Raw genomic sequence first — 19,212 nt, 5'->3', positions numbered from 1 at the left:
TCACGCCATGAAGACGAGATGCTGGAGCAAATAAATCAAGGAACACCAGAAGATGAAGGCAATCCCCTCTTGCAACCACTCTTTACGCGTCAACGGTTCACGTAAGAAAGAGACGCAAGCAAACAGCAAGACGAAGAAGTAGAGATAAATGAAGCCACCGCTCGTCAAGAAACCGAAAAGCAGGATCATACCCCCGAGGACGGACAGGCTAGAGACGACAGGTTTACGATAGACCATGCGGTGTCACCTCGTTTCATCTAGTTTGTTAGAATATACCCAGATTACGGAAAAACACTCTAATCTATAGTTACAAACAACACCCCTTGAGAGACTTCCTCCCAAGGGGTGTTGTTGGTTATTCCGTTGCGGCACTGTGATCAGCGACGACCGCATATTCCGTGACGGTATTCGACGTCACGAGCGGTTTGACTTCGGACGTTCCGTTATCCCGCTTATGGTGCACGCCTTTGTACGCTTGACTCTCTTGCCACGCATGGAATGCTGCTTGATTCGACCACGTCGTCATGATCGTGACGATGTCTTCTTCTTCCTGACTGATATCGACGAGGACTTGCATCCGGTGGAACCCTTCCATCCGTTCAATTCCTTTCGTCGTCTTAAAACGCGCTGCGACCTGATCTGCTGCACCTTTGACGACGTGTAACTGGTTCATGACGATCCACATGTTCTTCTCCCCCTTTTTTCGTCTTCAGTATACTAGAAGTCACGGGTCGTAGAAAACACGGATGCGTTATCGCTTGGTAACGTCAAGCGTTGGATCGTCTCTTTCCCGTCTACGCTCGTCGCGATCATCTCGAAATAGAGCGAATGCGGGAAGGCATCCGGTAACGGTTGGACGGTATGGAAACGTTCCTGATCTGCTACCGACAAGGAGCGTTGCATTGGACGTAGTGGTGCCTCCCTATCAGCCGTCGTCTTATACGGCTCGAACCGGATCGATTTCATTTGCTTCGAACCATTCATGCCGTAGGCGACAAGGTATCGCCCTTCGTCCGTCGTCAACAAGCGACCTTCGAACCAATCCGTCTCCCTCGTCTGTTTTGAGCGAATGATTCGGTCGATTCGTTGTGACTCATCGGTTTGTTGCAGGAGCAAAAACAAGCGGTCGTGCTTCGCTTCAAGATACGCGACGGCATAATGGTCAGATAGTCGTTCGACGAAATAGACATCACGCGCTTCGACTAGTGTGTTTGTCATCTCTGTATATAACTTGGCGACTTGCTTCGCTGTAAAGGAAACGGTCTCTTGACGTGGATGCATCCCCGTCAGCGTTCCGAGCACGAGACCGAACAATAAGATGAGGGAAAGACGCCGTTTCATCAGTCAACCTGTTTGACGAGCAGATGATAGCTCATCCCTGGTGGATAATCATCGATTCGTCCGACTTCGACGAATCCCTGTCGCTCATAAAACGGAAGCGCTTGAAACGAGAACGTCTCGACGCGAATTCGCTGAACACCCTCTGCTCGTGCCCATTCCTCCAGTTGACGGAATAACTGAGTACCGAGCCCACTTCCCCGTTCCTCTTCGACGATGAAAAACCATTCAATATGTAACCAGCCCCAGTACATTTCCCCTGAGATGCCACCGATCGGTTGATCATCATGCGTCGCAAGTAATGTGACGGCTTGTGTTCCCTCGGAGCGTTTCGTCGCATGAAACGGTGATCGCTCGACATTGTATTGGCGTACTTGTTGTCTGAGCCAGTCCTGTCCGTCCTCATTTTCTTTGAGTTGAAATTGCAGCATGTCCAAACTCCTTTCTTGTTATAGTAGTAGTGGAGGTGACTACGATGGAACCTACGTTCCAGATTGATTGTACGAAGTGTTTTGGTTTATGTTGTACAGCACTCGCTTTTTCGAAATCCAGTGATTTTGGTCACGATAAACCAGAAGCGACACCGTGTCGTAATCTTGAGGCCGATTACAGCTGTCGTATCCATGACCGGTTACGCGACAGCGGCTACAAAGGCTGTACCGTCTATGATTGTTTCGGTGCCGGACAGCATCTGTCACAGCAGACGTTTCAAGGCGATGATGCACCCAAGCGACGCCAAGCGATCTATGCTGCCTTCCCGAAGATGGTTCACTTGTTTGAGATGATGTGGTACATAACCGACGGGAAACGCGATGTCACGCGTGACATCCACGATCAACTCGATGAGACACTTGCCGCACTAACCCGGTACGCGGCATTACCAGCCGATCAATTTGAACGACTTGACTTGATACCTATTCGTCAAACCGTCCGACCACTCCTTGAAATGATTGCGTCACGTGTTCAAGCTCAGTATAGCGGAAGACGCGACCAGACACCACGCGACTGGGTCGGAAAAAAGTTATCAGGACGTAATTTCTCAGGTGCCAGTGTTCAGAACCAGTGGTTGCTTTCGACGAACTTGTCGCACAGTAACCTGCGCGGAGTCAACTTTCTTGGGGCTGATTTGCGAGACTGTAACGTCAAGGACGCCGATCTGACGGACGCGCTCTTTTTGACACAGGCACAAATCAATGCGGCAGTCGGTAATGCCGCGACACAGTTACCGCGTCGCTTACTCCGTCCGTCCCATTGGCGTTAAACAGAAGCGAACGATAAGGAGGCACGTTTTCGGTCGATTGATCCGAAAGCGTACCTCCTTTTGCTTGTTATCGTTTACCGAGCGTAAAGCCGTCAAAATAACGCCCGCCGAATGGGGCAAGATAATCATCGACTAACGCGACGACTTCTCGTCGGTCATCTGATTGATAATACAACTCGAATGCCATTGTGTGTCGACTAGCATAATCTTCGTCAAACTCCGAAAGAGCACGGATCGCCCACTTCCCTTGTCCGATGTAGCAACGATTGGCGCGAAGAACGAACTCGATACTCTGTTCATATAAACGTGACACAATCGCTAGACCTTCCGCGCGGTTCGTCACACTCTCGAAATCGTCGAGCAAATCACTTAAAAAATAACGTGCGCGCTCTTGTTCCGAAGTCGTCCACGCAATCGGTCCGTCCGCCAATTGTTGAATCGCTTCCTGACGAATAGTTGCAAGTCGCGGATGATCCTCGATCGTCCAGCTGTCAGCAATCATTCGTTGCAGGGACGGGCGACCACGTTCCCGATCACTCTCGAAAAAATGTGCAATCGTCTCAAAGGAATGGACGAATGCTTCGACCGGGACACCGTCATGGATGAACGACTCCCGGTACGCCTGACCTCGACTTGCTTCAAAAATGATCACATCGACATCTGATTGTGCGGTCGCTTGCCCTCGCGTATGGCTGCCGGCAAGTAAAACAGCACAATGATTCGGGTACCGTGACGCAACGAGCGGCATGATCCAGTCGCACCACTCCATGCGTGTCCACTTAGTCTTCAACTTGTTCACCGATTCCGGAGAAGACGGCCAGTTCGTCACCCGGTACGGCAACGATCGTCGCGTCGGCTCGGTGTGGCGCGAGACCGATATCGATCGCCCACGATTCATAATATGTATCCGATCCGTTCAGGACGAGCGTTTGTCCGTTGCTAAACGTTAGGAATAAGTGCGGTGCCGTCTTTCCGATTCGCACACCGGTGATGCGTTCCGCGTGAAGTGAGACGATCAAATGTAACATCTCTTCTTTCGTCGCATGGCGGACGACCCAATCCTGTGTCGTCTCGACATCGCCGTAAAACAGACGGTCCGTCTCGATCCGTAGTCGTAGTTCAGGCGCTGTCGTATCGAATAAATTGATGAATTCGAGCGTGACGTAGCCTGCGACATGGACCGTGGCTAATTGTGTACCGATGAAATAGGTCGTCAAGAGCTGACGGGCGAGTTGATGATCTTCTTTGTTCATGATGAGCACCTCATTTAAAAAGAATGAATGGTATCGGGATGAGTCCGAGAAACTTACTTCCACTCAATTTACCACAAATTAGTCGATACGAACATGAGAAGAAAGGCATGTTTTCGGTTTTCTGCGGCACGGAGGTGAGAATACGGTATACTGATGAGGAACTGACGTCGATCGTGATCGACAGAGAGGAGCTCCATTCATGCAATATTTCTACATGAGACCCTATCCGGATGATCCAGACTGTTCTACGCAACAAGAGGAAGCCGACAAGATTGATGTGACGACACGTGTCATCGAGACGCATGATTCGGCCAAACGACGGACGGAATTAGAACAGATGCTCGAGACACTTCAGACGGGAGACGAAGTCATCGTCACGCATCTCTACATCTTAGCAGACTCGACGCGGCACTTGATCGAGATGCTCGAGCACATGGAGACACGCGGTGCGACGCTGTGGTCACTCCGCGAACAGATTCGGACGAGCGAGCGTGCCTCCTTGTCGTTTCTTGAAACGGCACGCCACCTGGTCCAGCTGCAAAGTGACGTCATCAGCATGTCGACACGTGCCGGACTCTCAAAAGCAAAAGAACAAGGAAAGCAGACCGGTCGACCGCGGAAGCCGGATGAAAATGTCCGCCGCGCGATCGCGATGTATCAAAGTAAAAACTATTCACTCGCTGACATCCGCGAACAGACCGGTATTAGTAAAAGTACGTTGTACCGATATCTCGAAAGCGAGACAATCGATGCAACGGATAAAGGCTGACTCCATCATGGAATCAGCCTTTTTTTCAGCTATTTTGCTTTAAGGTGTTGCCGAGCCATTTTTGGAGGGCTTTTCCGCCTTCATAGAACGAGCTGTCTCGTAATTCATACGTATGACCACCTTGTTCAATCAAGTCGAGGAACGTATTCCCGACATCCCGGTTTTCCCATTTCCGCTGATCCGTCAAATACTTGAAACCGAAGTTACATTCGACGTTGAAGATGATGTGGAAGGGTTCCTTGAACGATTGGACGGCACGAATCATCTCGATCAAGATCATCCGTTTCGGTGATGACGCTTCGAACGTATCGAACAGTGTCGTCCGGCGTCCGTGAAACTCGATGACGCGGATTGCGCGACCGGTATCAGCTTTAAAATCATAACTTGTCCGAATCGAGACGATGATCTCGCGTTGGTCTGGTTGTACTGGCATGGTGTATCGCTTCCTTTCTCTCGGTCGATTATAGCATGGACCTGCTTGAATTTAATAGATATCAACGAATCGGTCTCAAGAAGGATTGTCGTAACCCAAAATTTGTCTTATACTAAAATTACCAAATACATAAAGGAGCGTTTTCGTGAAACATCTATTTTCGATACTCCTCTCGGCGAGTCTTTTGTTCACGGGTTGCTACTGCACTCTCGATGAACGGACGGATGAGCCGCACTTCAAATCACGTGCCCGCTCCATCTCCTCGTATCATACCTTCGACATCGAATACGCGAAAGGACTACGGAAGGAGCAAGTTTCGAACCGAACAGTCACCGTGACGGATTCGAACGGTGAACGGATGCAAACGGAGATTGAAGTCCTTGACGGCAAAGAAATCCGAATCAAACCACCGCGCTCTGGATACAAAAAAGGACGCCGCTACATCATCCACATTCGGGATTCGATCGACGCCCGGAAACAAGTCCATACGAATACGATTCGGGAACGAACCTTCACTGTCGACCGCTGACAGACAAGGTTCGTTTTTTTATTTGGATCGAGCCGGAAAGACGGTGTAACTCATCGAGATGATCCCATCGATCACGAGGACGAGCACCCAAAGTTGTAACGTCCGTAAGAGACTCTCCGTCTGCTCAGCATCTCCCAACCACAAAATCATCGCACCGAGTAACGTCCCACCAATCAAAAAGGCCAGCACGTGCCGATAGAACCCGTTGCGTTCCCGTCGCGCACGCGATATCCGTTCTTTTGCTACGTGCTCTTTTAGGACAAAACGGCGGTAGACTCCATCCGCCCAGGCAATCATTTGTTTCCCAAATGCGAGTGAGACACCGATATAGATCGCAGCAAGTCCGTGCGCGAGCGTTGCTGTATTGCCGCGACTTAAGTCAAACACCGTTAAGACCAGTAAGACGATATCAATCACCGGTGACATCGCCATCAATCGAAAACCAAGCTTCTCTCGTCTGAATCCATAACGCACGATCAGTCCGGCGACAATGAATACCCAAAATAGAATCTCACAACCGACGATTGCCCACGCGACGAGTTGCATATCAATCCTCTCCTTTTTTAATACGACTGTATCATAAAGATAACACCTCTTTCAGCGCTTGACTAGTCTTTTTAATACATTCGTGCTAAAAAAGATGATATACTTGAGACATGCCAAAACAAGTCAATCACGAAGAACGCAAACGCCTCATCGCGGAAGCGACGTGGCGCACGATTTCTCAAGTCGGTATTGAACAAGCCAGTGTCCGGACGATCGCCAAGGAAGCGGGACTCTCGCTGGGTGCCTTGCGGTATTACTTCACGACCCAGGACGAGTTGCTCTGCTTCTCGATGGACCTCGTCCAAGAGAGGGTCCAGGGACGTATCACAACCATTTTCGAGAAAGGAGGAACTCCGGAAGAAACGTTATGTGACGTCTTACTTGAGGTCTTGCCTTATGCACCCGAGCATCAGCTCGAGATGCAGGTCTGGTTTCAATTCATGATGTCCGCGTATACATCGCAAGCGGCGGAAAATCCGGATGATATCTACCATATGGTCCAGGTACTGTTGACACGGATCCCGGACGGTACACTCCGAGCGGGTTTAGACATTGCGCTTGAGAGTGAACGCCTCGCAGCACTCGTTGACGGGTTAGCCTTTCATGCCTTGTTTCGACCAGAACGATTACCAAAAGAACGCCTGCGTCATGTGCTCGTCCATCACTTGAACGCCCTCTTCGTCCGACCTTTAGCGATCGACGACAAATAACCCGCTGTTCCCTTTACGCACGAGGGAAACAGCGGGTTTTTCATCGTTTTGCTTCTACGAGAATCAACGATAAGGAACGAATCAAGAAGAACGTCAAAAACGCTGCCCAGACACCCTGATTTTCAAAAGTCGGTGTCAGCAGGAGGACGACCGCAAAACCAATGCCTGCTTGAATCATCGAATTTCGGACGGGTGTTGCTTCAACCCGTCCGGCAAAGATGCCTTCATAAATCATCGCCCAACCGGCGAGAAGCGGTAGGATGATGATCCAGAAGTAATAATCGCGCGCTGCGTCTAAGATCGCCTCTTCTGAAGTGAACAACTGAAGGAGCGGTGTCTCAAGGAAGAGGAGCACTAGTGACCAGAAGACGACCGAGTAGAATCCGAACGTCCGTGCCAAACGGACACTCGTCCGGTATCCTGCCTGATCCTGATTCCCTCTCGCCCGACCGACGAGAACGGTTGACGCATGACCGAGTCCACCGAACCAGTACGAAATCAAATACTGGATTTGTAGCAGAATCGCGTTGGCTGCGAGGACATCCGGTCCGAATTGTCCTCCAGCACGTGTGAACCAGCCGGTGACGAGTAGAAGGAAAATCGTACGAATGAACAAGTCACGATTGACTTGAAAGAATTGACGGTACGCGTGCCACGCCGTCAAGGCACGCCATTCATCACGCGTCATCGCCAAATGACCACGAATCAGGTACAGAGCACAGACGACGATGCTGATCTCCGCGATGACGGTCGCAACCGCAATTCCAGCAACACCGGCATCCAATCCGTAGACGAATCCGATATCGAGAACGACATTGACTCCTGTACTGAACAATTGGACGAACAAGGCGTGCTTGACCTGACCGGTACCAATCAACCAACCGAGTAACGCATACCCCATCAACACGAACGGTGCGCCGATCATCCGGTATGAGATATACGTTTTGACCGCATCAAGCAAGTCAGCAGGTGGTGCCAGTAAGTACAGTCCGATTTGCTCGAGCGGCTGTCGAAACAACAGGATAAGCAGACCGATACAGGCTGCTAGAAACAACGGTCGGTAGAGGGACGTCCGTAAGGCATGTATGTCATTCGCCCCGCTTGCTTGGGCACTGAATCCTGTCGTACTGACTTTTAAGAAACCGAACAACCAGTAGATCGTATTGAAGAAGACGGCTCCGACGGCGATGCCGCCGATTGCCCGCGGATCACCGGATTGACCGATGACGACGGTATCGGTCACGCCAAGCAAGGGTGTCGCAATACTTGAGAGAATCAGCGGATACGCGAGTAACCAGTACGTTTTGTGCGTCGGTTGTGCGTTCACCATGTTCCGGCCTCGACGAATCGTTGGGTATACGCACCACCTGTTTCCAATCGATCAATCAAATCAACAGCACGACCGTCACGTAAGACGAGTGTTTTTGAACAGAGGCGCCGGATGAAGTCGATATCGTGCGAGATCAATACGAGACTGACACCGAGTGTCTGCTGCAAGCGCTCTAGTAGTTCGATGATCTGTGCGCGGGAGACGACATCAAGCCCCGTCGTCGGCTCATCCATCACAATGATGTCGGGTTCAATCGAAATCGCGCGGGCAATCGCGGCACGCTGAATTTGTCCTCCGCTCAATTGATGGGGCAATCGATCGAATAACTGTTCATCGACCCCGACAGCAAACGCGAGAGCCGTAATAAGATCCACTTCTGACGTCGCTGGGAAATGCTGCAAAATCGGACGATGCTGACGAAACGGTTCGAGAATCGATTCCCGCACCGTCCATTCTGGATTAAAGGAAGCGAGAGGATGTTGAAAGACGGCTTGAATAGCTCGTCGCTCGTTTCGGTGCCCACTCGGAAATGCCTTTTCATGTAAGGAAATCAAACCATGCGTGGGTTTGAGCAGACCGAGAATCAATCGTCCGAGTGTCGTCTTGCCACTCCCACTCTCCCCGATGATGCCAATCGACGCCTTTTTCGTCACGTGAAATGAGATATTCGACAAGATAGACTGACCCTTTATCTGATAAGTAAGATCTGTTACGGATAAGACTGGTGACATGAACTCTTCCTTTCTTCCAGTGATGTACGATGCGCTTGCATCAAGCTCATCGTGAACGGATGACGACTTTGCTCGATCATCTGTGGTGTTCCCGTCTCGACAATTCGTCCATCCTGCATTAAGACGAGTTGCTCCCCGTAATGTAAAGCAGGTCCTAATTCGTGGGTGACGAACACAACCGTTGCCCCGTACTGGTGTTGGTACTTAGTCAACCAGTCGAGTAAACGACGTGTCAACACGGGATCGAGTGCCGTCGTTAATTCATCTGCTAAAATCAACCGTGGTTTTAAGGCGACGGCAAGCAGGATCGCGAACCGTTGCAATTGCCCACCGCTCAACTCTCCTGGATATCGGTCCAACCAGGTCGGGTCCAACTCAAGCGTTCGCAAGACGTCATCGATGTAAGGATGATCCATCTTTCGTCCATGTGCGCGATATGTATCCCGTAACATCTGACGCATCGTCAAAAACGGAAGAAACGCATCGGTATACTGCTGTGGTATGTAACCAATATCGAGACCACGCCGAAGAGGTTCGTCCGAGATGACTTCTCCACTCGACGACATCCCGTCCGGCAATCGATCCAGTAATCGTTTAAGCAAGAGCGTCTTACCGCTCCCGCTCGCTCCGACGAGACAGATGAATCGATGAGCTGGTAACGATAGATTCATGTCATGCAGAAGGACGTGTTTCGCCCGAACGTGTAAGTTCCGAATCTGAATCATTTACTTGTCCTCCTTTTTTCTTCATCCACCGTGTCCATCCCATCGTCACAACGACGGTCAAGACGATGCACGCACCTGGCAAAAGCATGAGCCGGGGTGCGGAACTGAAATAAGGACGTCCTTCGTTCAACATTGCTCCCCACTCTGGCAGTGGTGCTTGGACACCAAGCCCGATATAAGAGAATGCCGATAAGAATAAGATGACTTTGCCGACATCCAAACTCATCAAGACGACGACTTGCCGGATGATAGTCGGAAGGATGTGGCGTCGTAAGATCATGTTGTCTGTTAACCCGTTGATGCGTGCCATGCTGATGTATGGTTTTTGAATCGTCTCGGTCACGAGTGTCTCACTTAATCTCGCGTAGGAGATCCATTTGATGAGTAAAATCGCAAAGATCAAACTTTGAGGACTAGCACCAAATAGTCCGGCAATAACGAGTGCTAGAACGGTGTCTGGAAAAATCACGAGACCATCTTCTAACCGATGAATCCACCGCTTGAGACGTCCATCATAAAAGCCAGCTAGACAACCAAGGCAGGTACCGATGCACGCTGTGAGCAACACAGTAAGCAGGCTGAAACCTAAGGATATCAAACCAGCTAAAAAAAGACGAGCTGCGAAATCTCGTCCTAGACCATCTGTTCCGAGCCAATGCTCGAATGAAGCGGGCTCAAGTCTTTTCGCTACGTTGGTATTAAAAGGATTAATATATACGGTATATGAAATAAATAATAGTAGACATCCTCCGAAAATGAGCCATCTTTTTTTCATGTGTGTGTTCCCTTCTGCCAATCTGGTCGTAATGTTCGGTTCAGCGATCTTATACCTTGATGCAGGACGAGAATGATTCCTGTCGTCAGCAAGATGTACCCTTGGATCAGTGGGTAATCACGTTGTAGGATCGCATCGACCATCAACTTCCCGACGCCCGGGTAAGCAAATAAGACTTCGAGGACGACGACACCTCCAGCAAGACTGCCGAGCGTCAGACCGAACACGGACAGGACCGGTGGCAAACTGCCGCGTAGCGCATAACGCCAAAGGATCGTCCGCTCAGATATCCCACGCATCCGTGCCAATTCGATGTACGGTTGGTTCAGTTCACGGCGTAGATTCAGTCGAATCAATGGAATATAGACGCTCGCAAGCGGAAAGCCGAGTGATAGAGCCGGGAGAATGAGTGACGTCATCCCTTCCCGTCCCATCACAGGTAACCACCCGAGACGGACGGCAAACAGATCGACGAGCAACAGACCGATCCAAAAGCCTGGCACGGCCGCTCCGCTCATGCTGACAAGGTGGGCGAGACGGACGACGCTTTGGCGCGTCGTCAAGGCGCTCCCGATCCCAAGGGGTAAGGCGATCAATAAGGCGATGGTAAGGCCGCCAAGTGCTAGTTCCGCCGTCACGAGATAACTCTCTTGCAACATCTCGATGACCGGTCGCCCCGTCTGTAAAGAGTTTCCGAGACGTAAGGTGAGTATGTCTTGCAGCCAACGGACGTACTGGACGAGCAACGGCTGATCGTATCCTAATTCACGGCGCGCGGCCTCGATTTGTTCGGGCGTCGCTGATAATTCATCGATATTCAATAACGTCAAGACCGGATCACCCGGCAGTAACCGCAGCAAGACAAAACAACCGAACGTGATGAGTAAAGTGAATAGACTCAGCGACAGCAGTCGTTTGACGATCGAACACATCAATCGTTCACCTGCAACGTGTTCGTGATCATGTAGTATTCACTTTTTTCTGTTTTCCATCCTTTGACGCGTTTGCCGTCGTAGGCAACGAGTGTTGAAGGATGGAGCAAGAAGCTATTGTAGCGTTTCTCGTCGACATATCGCGCGATCTGCTCCGCAAGCCGTGAACGTTCCTCGATCTGAATCGTTTCATTCAACGTCTCGATCTGTTTCGTCAACTTCGGATCCGCGACACGACTGAAGTTCAGTCCCCCGTTCGGATGATAGGTCGCGTTTAAATAATAACCAGCATCCCCACGCGGAGCTGTCAGATTGCTGTACGTCGCGATATCCCAGTCCCGGTTACTCGCCATGTATTCTTCTGGGACATCGATCTGTTTAATCGTTATCGCCACGCCAATCTTTTTCGCGTCATCTTGAATGACTTGGGCGATTAACGGAAGGTCTGGTCGAGCCGCATACGTCAATAAGGTCAGTTTTAAAGGGCGACCGTCCTTTTGCATCCGTCCGTCTTGCTTCGTATAACCGGCTTGCTTGAGCCATTCCTCAGGCGTCTTCTGCTCTTGTTGCGGATAGTTCGGAGCAAATGGGAATGACGATAGGAACGGACCACGCGCTGACACCGCATATCCTTGGAGGACGTGATCGACGAGCTGTGTTCGATTGACCAAAGTGTCGATTGCCTGTCGAACCTCAAGAGATTGCATCGGACCGTTCGCGACATTCATCGTCAACTGATGGACGCGGAACGTATCCGTCGCTTGGACTGTTAATCCTTCAGACTTCAACTGCTTGACACTCTCGATTTCCGGTCGATAGACGATGTCCGCCTGTCCGGCACGCAAAGCGTTCGTCCGTGCGCCAGCATCTTCGTTGAAGACAAAATCAACGGAATCAAGTTTCGCTTGTTCTTGCCAATAGGACTTGAAACGTTTTAACTCGACTTTTGTTCCCGGAGCGAACCGCTCGACTTGGAACGGACCTGTTCCCATCGGTTCCTTCGTCACCCCGCTCGCTTTCGTGTCGATGATTGCTGTGTTCGGATTGACGAGTTCCGAGATGAACTCTGGATATGTCGTCTTCGTTTGAATGAGCAGATCGGGTCCGTCCGTTTTGATCGTCTCGATGTTCAAGGCATTCTTGACACCGGGATTTTCGTCAATCGAGCGTTCGAGAGACGATTTGACGGCTGCCGCATCGAGTTTTTTCCCGTTATGGAACGTCACGTCTTCCTGCAAGACGATCCGCCATGTTCGCTTTCCTTCATAGGACCATTTTTTCGCAAGCCACGGCTCGACCGTCAATCGTTCGTCATCAAGACGGACGAGTGTCTCCGTCACCCCTGCGCGAAGCGGAACATAACTGCTGTCGCGATGCGGATCGAGCGATTGTGTCGCGAAGTTATAGACGAACGTCAAATGGTTTTGTTCTTGTGGCTTATCAGAAGCAGCACAACCGGCAAGTGTCAAACCGAGGAAGACACTACCGATGAGGCTCGCAGTTTTATATGTAGACATTGTTCTCCACCTTTAATTCGGAATAATTACGTTTTACATCATATCGTAACGATTCCGATTTAACAAGCGTCTTTTCTATTTCTCTATATTGAATTCGCCATCAAAAAAATACCGAATCAACTACAAACGAACAGCTCGTGTGATCCGGTATCGATGTGTGTCATAAGACATGGACGAATTGTTTTGCCTGACGCTCGAGTTGTTTCGCTGAATCAGCCAATTGATCAAACTCACTGACCGTATGTTCGAGTTGACCCGTACTGTCCTTGACCTTAGACGAAATGCGCTCGATGCTGTGCGAAACATCTTCAATCCGCTCAACGATCCCTTCAATGTTGTTCTTGATCTCCCCGATTGAGTGGGACACTTTGTTCGACAGGTTTCGGACTTCGGTCGCGACGACATCGAACCCGCGCCCATGTTCACCTGCACGTGCCGCCTCGATTGCCGCATTCAAGGCGAGCAGATTCGTCTGCGCTGCAATATCACGGATCGTCTTCACGATGTCGGTGATCGAGTTCGCATCCTTTCGTAAGGCAACAAGGCTCGACAGATTCTCGACGGATTCCGCCTCGACTTGTTGGACGGTCGCCAGCACGTTCAGACCGTCCTGACGACCACTCTCCGATTTGACCGTCAAGAACGCGGATGTCTCGTTGAGTTCAGCTGCCATCCGTAAGACTTCCTGTTGGCGAATCGTAATGTCCGATGCAATTTTTGAGACACCGACGACCCGGCGCCCGTCATCCGAATAGATCGGCATATACGTCGCTTCGAGCCATTTTTGTTGCCCATCGGCAGCACGGCGTTCAATCTTGTCCTGATAGGTGATGCCTTGCATCAATTTGCGCCAAAACAACTCATAATCCGGACTGTTGACGTACGCTGGAAAGCAAAGATCACGGTGGTATTTACCGATTAGCTCTTCCACTTCATACCCCATCGTCCGGGCAAACAACTCGTTGACATATGCGACTTTCCGTCGATCGTCAAAGCGGATGATTGCCAGATTTTGCTCGATTGCTCGAATGACTTGTGTGTCGGTGACGTGTGCTGCTTGTTCCTGCATCGACATGCCGATTCCTCCCTGGATTCAAACTCAAGGTCATAATGCTCCTATTGTCATATTATCCCTTATATCGACAGGTTCCTGCCATTTTAAACTGTAATCTAGTAAATAAGATACGATTTTTAATACGCACTCCATCCACCATCGGCGACGACGATCGCCCCGTTAATAAAACTCGCCTCGTCAGACACGAGGAACAATGCCAATTTTGCGATCTCATCCGGTTGACCGGCACGTGGATTGAGTCCCATGCCGAGCATCGCGCGGCCCATCCCGAATTCATTCAGGTTCGTCATCGATTGTCCGATGTTCGTCTCGACGGCTCCAGGAGCGATCCCGTTACAGCGGATCCCCTCTCCGGCGTAAAAGAAGGCTGTATTCTTCGTCAAACCAATGACGGCATGTTTGGAAGCGGTATAGGCTGCTCCTGCTCGGGCACCGTTCAGACCGCCAATCGAGATGTTATTCAGAATGACACCACCTTTTACTTCCTTGAAATGCTTGACCGCTTCGCGCATCAGACGCATCGTTCCCGTCGTATTGACGGCGAAAACATGATCCCAGCGTTCATTGGAGATGTCTTCCACTCCCTCCATTCCGTCCATGATCCCAGCATTGTTGACGAGAACGTCCAGTTTGCCGTAAGCCTCAAGCGCTTGTTGGACGAGTTCTGTTGCTGCGTTAGGTTTGGCGATATCACTTACAACAGCGATCGCTTCTCCACCCGCTTCCTTGATGTCAGAGACGACCCGTTCAACGGTTTCCAACCGAATGTCCGCTGCGACGATCCGTGCGCCTTCTTGTGCAAACAATTTGGCCATGGCTTCACCCATTCCTGAGCCAGCTCCCGTGACGATGATCGTTTTACCTGTTAGTCGCATCATGAATCATCCTTTCGTTTATCGTGATACTAATCTATTCCCGAAAAAGGCTCTAGTTTAGTCAAACGTCGTGTCGATTCCATGAAAAAAAGACCCGACGATTTTCGTCAGGTCCTGCAGTTAATGCGTTGCAATTGTTTCAATGCGACATCAACGTTGAGCCGGTTTCCGGATTTCTCCGATTCTCGGAACTTGCTCGGATCAAATAATCTAAATTGATGATTGATCCAGTTTTGTCGATAGATTTCGTGTGCTTGTTTTATGATTTCTTCGTCTGACAACTGTTTCATGTCTATTTCCACGCAGTCGAAATCATCTACACCGAACTCGAAACCACAGCATGGACAAATTTCGTTACTCCCCGCAAAGTGTTCATAATATGGTGGATCTTCAAGTTTATTGCATCCACACACAGGACAGATATAATACGGATCGTTTGGTTTCAAAGATACGATGCCTCCTTAGATAATGATCATTCTTTTCTTATATCTATCGTAACCCATCCAACCGTTATTTTAGAGAGGAAGTCATGTTATGAACACATGAAAAAAGACCCGACGAGTTCGTCGGATCTTTTGACTTCCTTATTGCAGTTCGCGGCTCTTTTCTTCTTGTTCGTTGTTCGATTTATTTTTTGCTTCAAATTCAGCGCGTGTCATGACGTCCTCGACGTGCATGTTGACTTCGACGACTTCAAGTCCTGTCATATCACTGATCGATTTTTTGATTTTAGCGACCGTCTCTTGGAAGATTGACGGAATGTTTTTACCGTATTCGACGATGACTTTCAAATCGAGTGCGACTTGGCGTTCGCCGACTTCTGCTCCGATTCCTTTCGTAATGTCTTCCGAACTCCGGAGACGATCCGTCAGTCCACTCATGAATCCACCACTCATTGACAAGATGCCTGTCACTTCATTCGACGCAATTCCTGCGATTTTTTTGATGACTTGATCTTCGAACGTCAATTTATTCTCGCGTACCACTTCGTTTTCAGTTGTTGTGTTTACTTCGTTTGCCATTTGAAATCTCTCCTTTTGAATGTGTAGTTAGATATATATGAATCAGTCCCGTTGAAAGAACTGAATCCACCCTTCGATATCGAGCGCACCATCGCGCCACTTCCCAATCAAGAATCCGATCGCTGCGAAGGCAACGATGAGAATTGTCGGACCAAAGCCAATCGTCAAGAATAAGATGGCGAGGATTAGACCGACAAGTCCTCCGATCAGTCGGAACCGATACGGGTAAAGTGCTTCCCTTGTCTTCATGTTCCCTCTCCTCTCTTAGACGACACGTTCCGATGTTTTTGTTTTCGTGTCACTGATTGTGACCTTCGTACTCGTGACCGGCAACTCGAGTAAGGATTCGACGGCTTGTTTAGCGCGTTCTTGGATATCCTTCGCGATCGTCGGCAGTCCCTCTTGTCCGAAGACTGAGCAGTCGACTTTTAAAGCAACCGTCTCTTTTTTCGAATGGATATCGGCATGGACACGCGGTGTCCGTACGCCACCAACCCCACGAATCGACTCCAGTGCCGTCCGTTCGATCGTTTCCTTCGAAATCGTGATCGTTCCGTCACCCGTTTGAATCAACAGACGTTGACCTTTCGAGCGGCTGAATAATCCTGTGAATAATAGAATGACGAATACGAATGCTAAAAATCCTCCGATGGATAGAACGGTATAGCTATACCATTGCTGATCCTGCCACTGCTCAATCAATGAACTGAGCCGTGGAACATCATACACACCGAGCACAAGCAGCCCGACACTGACGAGTCCGAGTATGCCTATGATGACGAGTAAGAATCGATTGAACCCATTCATCTGCACCTCTCCTTTACGATTGTTAACTTCTTTCACCTAGGTGATTCAACACATGAACTATTATGTGTATGGTGTTTATTCCCGTTCATTCGAACCCGAAACATCTACATACACTTTTGTTAAAATGTTCATATATTCTGATTATTCAGACTATAATTAACGAAACAAGCGGATTATTTACTATATTTAACGAAAAAAGACCTCTTTCAACTAAAAAGAGGTCAACACTTTAATCCATTTATCATTTCCCGTATACTTCGTCAACACGTTTTTTGAAAATGATCATTCTACTTCGATCGGAATGGCAAAATAACCGTTTCCTTCTTCCCACCCTGCTCTAATCTGATAGACATATTTTCCACGGGTCGTTGGTAAAGTGATATTTTCTACGTCCTGAAACGTTTTAAGCTTTTTTCCATTTGCAACGGACCATAACTCAACGGCAACAGTTTTTGGATGCGGACCATTTCGAAAAAGAATCGACATCTGTTCTTCCGGTGCAACGCGTTCACTTTGTTTCTTTTTTACTTGTTCAACGGGTCCAACCTTTGCATCAGCTGTCTCTCCTAAAAAAAGTCCCGACCACGTATAAGTTCCTAAGTACACCTTTGCTTCACGATTTTCAATCGTCACGTCAGGTGCTGGTGGTTGATGGCGGAAAGGATCCATCGAGAAGAGTAACCCTAAACTAATCAGCACTATACCAATAAACGTTTGTTGTTCACGAGGCAACCTCCTACAAAATGTTTTTAAATCAATAAAAGCGGCAATACCTTTCAAGGAGTACGTTATTCAAAAGGAGGAGTTCAGATGATTCAGGATAAAGTCGTCATCATTACAGGGGCATCAAGCGGGATTGGGGAAGCAACCGCTAAAGAACTTGCAAAACAAGGCGCAAAACTCGTTCTTGCTGCACGCCGGGAAGATCGTTTGCAAGAACTCGTCAAAGCCGTTGAAGCAGAAGGTGGTCAAGCCGTCTATCAAGTGACGGACGTCACGGATCGCGAACAAGTCGATGCACTCGCTAAGCTTGCGAAAGACAAGTTCGGCTCAGTTGATGTCATCGTCAACAACGCGGGATTGATGCCACTATCACACCTCCATAAGAATCAACAGGATGAATGGAATACGATGGTCGACGTCAACATCAAAGGTGTTCTCCACGGAATCGGAGCCGTCCTGCCGTACATGCGCGAACAAAAAAGCGGACACGTCATCAACATCTCGTCCGTCGCAGGTCACGAAGTCATGCCGTCGAGCGCCGTCTATAGCGGTACGAAATTCGCCGTTCGCGCGATCACGGAAGGTCTCCGCAAGGAAGAATCGGTCGACAATCACATCCGTGCAACGATCATCTCACCGGGAGCGGTCGATACAGAACTGAAGGACCATATCTCGGATGACGAGATCAAACAAGGGATTGGTGACTTGAAAGCGATCGATGCGAGCGCGATTGCGCGTGCCATCGCGTATGCCGTCAACGAACCAGAGGATGTCGCGATCAACGAGATCTTGATTCGTCCAACGGCTCAACGTTAATTATTTGTAGATTTGTAGATTTGTAGACAGGACCCCTCATTAGCCAAACAGCTAACGAGGGGTCCTGTTCTGTTTAGAGTAGTCGTTCCGCGATGAGGTGGTACGACTGTAATCGTTTTTCTTGATCAAAGGCATTGTTGATCAGTAAAAATTGATCCGTTTGATAACGGGTTGCTAACGCCTCAAGTTCTCGCACAACGACATCCGGTGTCCCAACAATCGCTCGCCGGCGATCTTTCTGAATCCGCTCCGCTTGCACGTCATTCCAGACCTTTGCTTCTGTCGTCTTAAATGACGGAACGATCGAATTCCCGAGTCGGACGCCTTGAATCCAGGCATCCTGTGTTCGAGCGAGACGTTCTGCTTCTTCTTGTGTCGGAGCACAAATGACGAAAACACAGGCGATGACGTTCTTCCCGCCTGCCTCGCGATATGTCGAGAGCGTCTCTTCCCAACGATCCGGATTGATGAAGTGACCAAACACGAGACCACGGTCTTGTTCTGCTGCAATCCGCGCGCTACGTGGCGACAGACCCAAGATCGAGATCGGCGACGGTTTTCGGTCACGCGGTGTCGTCTTGACGATCCGGTACGGGTGTCGATTCGATAGACTGTCTGTTAAGAAGCCCGCCGTTTCATTGACGAGTCGACTAAACTCCGCCGCCCGGTTTTCTTCTCCATCCGTCAACGCAAGTCGTGTCCGTTCACTCCCGCCCGGAGAATTACCGATCCCGAGTTCGATCCGCCCCGGATAAAACGCATCAAGCGTCGCAAAGCTCTCGGCGACTTTCAGTGGATGATACTGCGGCAACAACACTCCACCTGAACCAAGCTTGATTTTTGACGTCTTCGCACCCATTCGGGCGATGAACAACTCCGGTGCCGCACTGAGCAAACCGTTCGTATTATGGTGTTCGGCGAACCAGTACCGTTCGTAACCGAGTCGCTCGGCTTCTAAGACGAGTCGTTCCGTCGCTTCCATCGTCGCTTCGACCGTATCGCCCTCATGTAACGGTACTTGATCCAATATTCCTAGTCGCATCAC

At 49.6% G+C, this 19,212-nt stretch carries 27 protein-coding genes; 5 read left to right on the top strand and 22 right to left on the bottom strand.

Annotation, left to right across the window (positions count from 1 at the left end):
• The 4 genes from KNQ18_RS06485 to KNQ18_RS06470 form a co-directional block, all read right to left on the bottom strand.
• On the bottom strand, window positions 1-237 hold the full coding sequence (locus KNQ18_RS06485) for a hypothetical protein (RefSeq protein ID WP_064299863.1): 237 nt from the start codon (window positions 235-237) through the stop codon (window positions 1-3).
• A 118-nt stretch (window positions 238-355) separates the two neighbouring features.
• Entirely contained in the window at window positions 356-685 is a 330-nt protein-coding gene (locus KNQ18_RS06480) for an antibiotic biosynthesis monooxygenase (RefSeq protein ID WP_064299862.1), read from the bottom strand.
• A gap of 32 nt (window positions 686-717) precedes the next feature.
• Complete coding sequence (locus KNQ18_RS06475) at window positions 718-1,341, bottom strand: hypothetical protein (RefSeq protein ID WP_215084189.1); 624 nt, start codon at window positions 1,339-1,341, stop codon at window positions 718-720.
• On the bottom strand, window positions 1,341-1,769 hold the full coding sequence (locus tag KNQ18_RS06470; RefSeq protein WP_215084187.1) for a GNAT family N-acetyltransferase: 429 nt from the start codon (window positions 1,767-1,769) through the stop codon (window positions 1,341-1,343). The genes KNQ18_RS06475 and KNQ18_RS06470 overlap by 1 nt, the downstream gene beginning before the upstream one ends.
• 44 nt (window positions 1,770-1,813) lie before the next feature.
• Between KNQ18_RS06470 and KNQ18_RS06465 the strand changes: the two genes are divergently transcribed.
• The gene (locus tag KNQ18_RS06465) at window positions 1,814-2,599 is read left to right on the top strand and encodes a pentapeptide repeat-containing protein (RefSeq protein WP_215084185.1); all 786 of its coding nucleotides are present in this window, start codon (window positions 1,814-1,816) and stop codon (window positions 2,597-2,599) included.
• Window positions 2,600-2,666: 67 nt separating this feature from the next.
• Here KNQ18_RS06465 and KNQ18_RS06460 read toward each other — a convergent pair whose 3' ends face one another.
• Together KNQ18_RS06460 and KNQ18_RS06455 are read right to left on the bottom strand one after the other, a co-directional pair.
• On the bottom strand, window positions 2,667-3,389 hold the full coding sequence (locus KNQ18_RS06460; RefSeq protein ID WP_251133305.1) for a nucleotidyltransferase domain-containing protein: 723 nt from the start codon (window positions 3,387-3,389) through the stop codon (window positions 2,667-2,669).
• A complete protein-coding gene (locus tag KNQ18_RS06455) occupies window positions 3,379-3,852 on the bottom strand; it encodes a hypothetical protein (protein ID WP_029341746.1) in 474 nt (157 codons plus the stop codon). Before KNQ18_RS06455 ends, KNQ18_RS06460 begins: the two co-directional genes overlap by 11 nt.
• A gap of 199 nt (window positions 3,853-4,051) precedes the next feature.
• On the opposite strand from KNQ18_RS06455, the gene KNQ18_RS06450 reads away from it, so the two are divergent.
• A complete protein-coding gene (locus tag KNQ18_RS06450) occupies window positions 4,052-4,621 on the top strand; it encodes a recombinase family protein (protein WP_064299856.1) in 570 nt (189 codons plus the stop codon).
• Between the two features lie 25 nt (window positions 4,622-4,646).
• Here KNQ18_RS06450 and KNQ18_RS06445 read toward each other — a convergent pair whose 3' ends face one another.
• Window positions 4,647-5,054, bottom strand: a complete 408-nt coding sequence (locus tag KNQ18_RS06445) for a hypothetical protein (protein WP_023468357.1) — start codon at window positions 5,052-5,054, stop codon at window positions 4,647-4,649.
• Between the two features lie 145 nt (window positions 5,055-5,199).
• Between KNQ18_RS06445 and KNQ18_RS06440 the strand changes: the two genes are divergently transcribed.
• Window positions 5,200-5,583 carry a hypothetical protein gene (locus KNQ18_RS06440; RefSeq protein WP_029341748.1) on the top strand — a complete coding sequence of 128 codons (384 nt, stop codon included), beginning with the start codon at window positions 5,200-5,202 and terminating at the stop codon, window positions 5,581-5,583.
• An 18-nt stretch (window positions 5,584-5,601) separates the two neighbouring features.
• Here the strand turns inward: KNQ18_RS06440 and KNQ18_RS06435 are convergent, their stop codons facing one another.
• Complete coding sequence (locus KNQ18_RS06435) at window positions 5,602-6,129, bottom strand: hypothetical protein (protein WP_215084183.1); 528 nt, start codon at window positions 6,127-6,129, stop codon at window positions 5,602-5,604.
• 110 nt (window positions 6,130-6,239) lie between these two features.
• On the opposite strand from KNQ18_RS06435, the gene KNQ18_RS06430 reads away from it, so the two are divergent.
• Window positions 6,240-6,839 carry a TetR/AcrR family transcriptional regulator gene (locus tag KNQ18_RS06430; protein ID WP_215084181.1) on the top strand — a complete coding sequence of 200 codons (600 nt, stop codon included), beginning with the start codon at window positions 6,240-6,242 and terminating at the stop codon, window positions 6,837-6,839.
• 40 nt (window positions 6,840-6,879) lie between these two features.
• Here KNQ18_RS06430 and KNQ18_RS06425 read toward each other — a convergent pair whose 3' ends face one another.
• The 13 genes from KNQ18_RS06425 to KNQ18_RS06365 all read right to left on the bottom strand — a co-directional run bounded on the left by KNQ18_RS06425 (window position 6,880) and on the right by KNQ18_RS06365 (window position 17,408).
• Window positions 6,880-8,169: an MATE family efflux transporter gene (locus KNQ18_RS06425; RefSeq protein ID WP_215084179.1), complete on the bottom strand. Its 1,290-nt coding sequence runs from the start codon at window positions 8,167-8,169 to the stop codon at window positions 6,880-6,882.
• On the bottom strand, window positions 8,163-8,843 hold the full coding sequence (locus tag KNQ18_RS06420) for an ABC transporter ATP-binding protein (RefSeq protein WP_215084177.1): 681 nt from the start codon (window positions 8,841-8,843) through the stop codon (window positions 8,163-8,165). Before KNQ18_RS06420 ends, KNQ18_RS06425 begins: the two co-directional genes overlap by 7 nt.
• Window positions 8,844-8,878: 35 nt before the next feature.
• Complete coding sequence (locus KNQ18_RS06415; protein WP_214723248.1) at window positions 8,879-9,625, bottom strand: ABC transporter ATP-binding protein; 747 nt, start codon at window positions 9,623-9,625, stop codon at window positions 8,879-8,881.
• A complete protein-coding gene (locus KNQ18_RS06410) occupies window positions 9,573-10,400 on the bottom strand; it encodes an ABC transporter permease (RefSeq protein ID WP_251133304.1) in 828 nt (275 codons plus the stop codon). Before KNQ18_RS06410 ends, KNQ18_RS06415 begins: the two co-directional genes overlap by 53 nt.
• Window positions 10,397-11,332: an ABC transporter permease gene (locus tag KNQ18_RS06405; RefSeq protein WP_215084173.1), complete on the bottom strand. Its 936-nt coding sequence runs from the start codon at window positions 11,330-11,332 to the stop codon at window positions 10,397-10,399. Before KNQ18_RS06405 ends, KNQ18_RS06410 begins: the two co-directional genes overlap by 4 nt.
• A complete protein-coding gene (gene nikA, locus KNQ18_RS06400) occupies window positions 11,332-12,849 on the bottom strand; it encodes a nickel ABC transporter substrate-binding protein (protein WP_214723252.1) in 1,518 nt (505 codons plus the stop codon). Before nikA ends, KNQ18_RS06405 begins: the two co-directional genes overlap by 1 nt.
• Window positions 12,850-13,009: 160 nt before the next feature.
• Window positions 13,010-13,924, bottom strand: coding sequence for a methyl-accepting chemotaxis protein (locus KNQ18_RS06395; protein ID WP_231884657.1), 915 nt, complete (start codon window positions 13,922-13,924; stop codon window positions 13,010-13,012).
• 116 nt (window positions 13,925-14,040) lie between these two features.
• The gene (locus tag KNQ18_RS06390) at window positions 14,041-14,799 is read right to left on the bottom strand and encodes an SDR family oxidoreductase (RefSeq protein ID WP_064299848.1); all 759 of its coding nucleotides are present in this window, start codon (window positions 14,797-14,799) and stop codon (window positions 14,041-14,043) included.
• 107 nt (window positions 14,800-14,906) lie between these two features.
• A complete protein-coding gene (locus tag KNQ18_RS06385; RefSeq protein ID WP_214723254.1) occupies window positions 14,907-15,089 on the bottom strand; it encodes a hypothetical protein in 183 nt (60 codons plus the stop codon).
• Window positions 15,090-15,383: 294 nt separating this feature from the next.
• Window positions 15,384-15,821, bottom strand: coding sequence for an Asp23/Gls24 family envelope stress response protein (locus tag KNQ18_RS06380; RefSeq protein WP_023468370.1), 438 nt, complete (start codon window positions 15,819-15,821; stop codon window positions 15,384-15,386).
• Between the two features lie 42 nt (window positions 15,822-15,863).
• A complete protein-coding gene (locus KNQ18_RS06375) occupies window positions 15,864-16,070 on the bottom strand; it encodes a DUF2273 domain-containing protein (protein WP_035397250.1) in 207 nt (68 codons plus the stop codon).
• Window positions 16,071-16,085: 15 nt separating this feature from the next.
• Entirely contained in the window at window positions 16,086-16,628 is a 543-nt protein-coding gene (amaP, locus tag KNQ18_RS06370; RefSeq protein WP_064299846.1) for an alkaline shock response membrane anchor protein AmaP, read from the bottom strand.
• A 282-nt stretch (window positions 16,629-16,910) separates the two neighbouring features.
• Window positions 16,911-17,408: a hypothetical protein gene (locus KNQ18_RS06365; RefSeq protein ID WP_215084171.1), complete on the bottom strand. Its 498-nt coding sequence runs from the start codon at window positions 17,406-17,408 to the stop codon at window positions 16,911-16,913.
• A gap of 30 nt (window positions 17,409-17,438) precedes the next feature.
• Between KNQ18_RS06365 and KNQ18_RS06360 the strand changes: the two genes are divergently transcribed.
• Window positions 17,439-18,167 carry an SDR family oxidoreductase gene (locus KNQ18_RS06360; protein ID WP_023468374.1) on the top strand — a complete coding sequence of 243 codons (729 nt, stop codon included), beginning with the start codon at window positions 17,439-17,441 and terminating at the stop codon, window positions 18,165-18,167.
• Window positions 18,168-18,240: 73 nt separating this feature from the next.
• On the opposite strand, the gene KNQ18_RS06355 is transcribed toward KNQ18_RS06360, so the two are convergent.
• On the bottom strand, window positions 18,241-19,209 hold the full coding sequence (locus KNQ18_RS06355) for an LLM class flavin-dependent oxidoreductase (protein ID WP_215084169.1): 969 nt from the start codon (window positions 19,207-19,209) through the stop codon (window positions 18,241-18,243).
• Window positions 19,210-19,212 lie beyond the last annotated feature (3 nt).

The organism is Exiguobacterium sp. s78 (assembly GCF_018618985.1).
Lineage (GTDB): Bacteria > Bacillota > Bacilli > Exiguobacteriales > Exiguobacteriaceae > Exiguobacterium_A > Exiguobacterium_A abrahamii.
The sequence above is the reverse complement of the archived record's forward strand: the minus strand, read 5'-3'. Positions and strand labels throughout refer to the sequence as shown.

What these genes read in the sequence shown, in the direction of transcription:
- KNQ18_RS06485 (WP_064299863.1), bottom strand. Translation starts at nt 237, where the DNA reads ATGGTCTATCGTAAACCTGTCGTCTCTAGCCTGTCCGTCCTCGGGGGT.
- KNQ18_RS06480 (WP_064299862.1), bottom strand. Translation starts at nt 685, where the DNA reads ATGTGGATCGTCATGAACCAGTTACACGTCGTCAAAGGTGCAGCAGAT.
- KNQ18_RS06475 (WP_215084189.1), bottom strand. Translation starts at nt 1,341, where the DNA reads ATGAAACGGCGTCTTTCCCTCATCTTATTGTTCGGTCTCGTGCTCGGA.
- KNQ18_RS06470 (WP_215084187.1), bottom strand. Translation starts at nt 1,769, where the DNA reads ATGCTGCAATTTCAACTCAAAGAAAATGAGGACGGACAGGACTGGCTC.
- KNQ18_RS06465 (WP_215084185.1), top strand. Translation starts at nt 1,814, where the DNA reads ATGGAACCTACGTTCCAGATTGATTGTACGAAGTGTTTTGGTTTATGT.
- KNQ18_RS06455 (WP_029341746.1), bottom strand. Translation starts at nt 3,852, where the DNA reads ATGAACAAAGAAGATCATCAACTCGCCCGTCAGCTCTTGACGACCTAT.
- KNQ18_RS06450 (WP_064299856.1), top strand. Translation starts at nt 4,052, where the DNA reads ATGCAATATTTCTACATGAGACCCTATCCGGATGATCCAGACTGTTCT.
- KNQ18_RS06445 (WP_023468357.1), bottom strand. Translation starts at nt 5,054, where the DNA reads ATGCCAGTACAACCAGACCAACGCGAGATCATCGTCTCGATTCGGACA.
- KNQ18_RS06435 (WP_215084183.1), bottom strand. Translation starts at nt 6,129, where the DNA reads ATGCAACTCGTCGCGTGGGCAATCGTCGGTTGTGAGATTCTATTTTGG.
- KNQ18_RS06430 (WP_215084181.1), top strand. Translation starts at nt 6,240, where the DNA reads ATGCCAAAACAAGTCAATCACGAAGAACGCAAACGCCTCATCGCGGAA.
- KNQ18_RS06425 (WP_215084179.1), bottom strand. Translation starts at nt 8,169, where the DNA reads ATGGTGAACGCACAACCGACGCACAAAACGTACTGGTTACTCGCGTAT.
- KNQ18_RS06415 (WP_214723248.1), bottom strand. Translation starts at nt 9,625, where the DNA reads ATGATTCAGATTCGGAACTTACACGTTCGGGCGAAACACGTCCTTCTG.
- KNQ18_RS06410 (WP_251133304.1), bottom strand. Translation starts at nt 10,400, where the DNA reads ATGAAAAAAAGATGGCTCATTTTCGGAGGATGTCTACTATTATTTATT.
- KNQ18_RS06405 (WP_215084173.1), bottom strand. Translation starts at nt 11,332, where the DNA reads ATGTGTTCGATCGTCAAACGACTGCTGTCGCTGAGTCTATTCACTTTA.
- nikA (WP_214723252.1), bottom strand. Translation starts at nt 12,849, where the DNA reads ATGTCTACATATAAAACTGCGAGCCTCATCGGTAGTGTCTTCCTCGGT.
- KNQ18_RS06395 (WP_231884657.1), bottom strand. Translation starts at nt 13,924, where the DNA reads ATGTCGATGCAGGAACAAGCAGCACACGTCACCGACACACAAGTCATT.
- KNQ18_RS06390 (WP_064299848.1), bottom strand. Translation starts at nt 14,799, where the DNA reads ATGCGACTAACAGGTAAAACGATCATCGTCACGGGAGCTGGCTCAGGA.
- KNQ18_RS06385 (WP_214723254.1), bottom strand. Translation starts at nt 15,089, where the DNA reads ATGAAACAGTTGTCAGACGAAGAAATCATAAAACAAGCACACGAAATC.
- KNQ18_RS06380 (WP_023468370.1), bottom strand. Translation starts at nt 15,821, where the DNA reads ATGGCAAACGAAGTAAACACAACAACTGAAAACGAAGTGGTACGCGAG.
- KNQ18_RS06375 (WP_035397250.1), bottom strand. Translation starts at nt 16,070, where the DNA reads ATGAAGACAAGGGAAGCACTTTACCCGTATCGGTTCCGACTGATCGGA.
- amaP (WP_064299846.1), bottom strand. Translation starts at nt 16,628, where the DNA reads ATGAATGGGTTCAATCGATTCTTACTCGTCATCATAGGCATACTCGGA.
- KNQ18_RS06360 (WP_023468374.1), top strand. Translation starts at nt 17,439, where the DNA reads ATGATTCAGGATAAAGTCGTCATCATTACAGGGGCATCAAGCGGGATT.
- KNQ18_RS06355 (WP_215084169.1), bottom strand. Translation starts at nt 19,209, where the DNA reads ATGCGACTAGGAATATTGGATCAAGTACCGTTACATGAGGGCGATACG.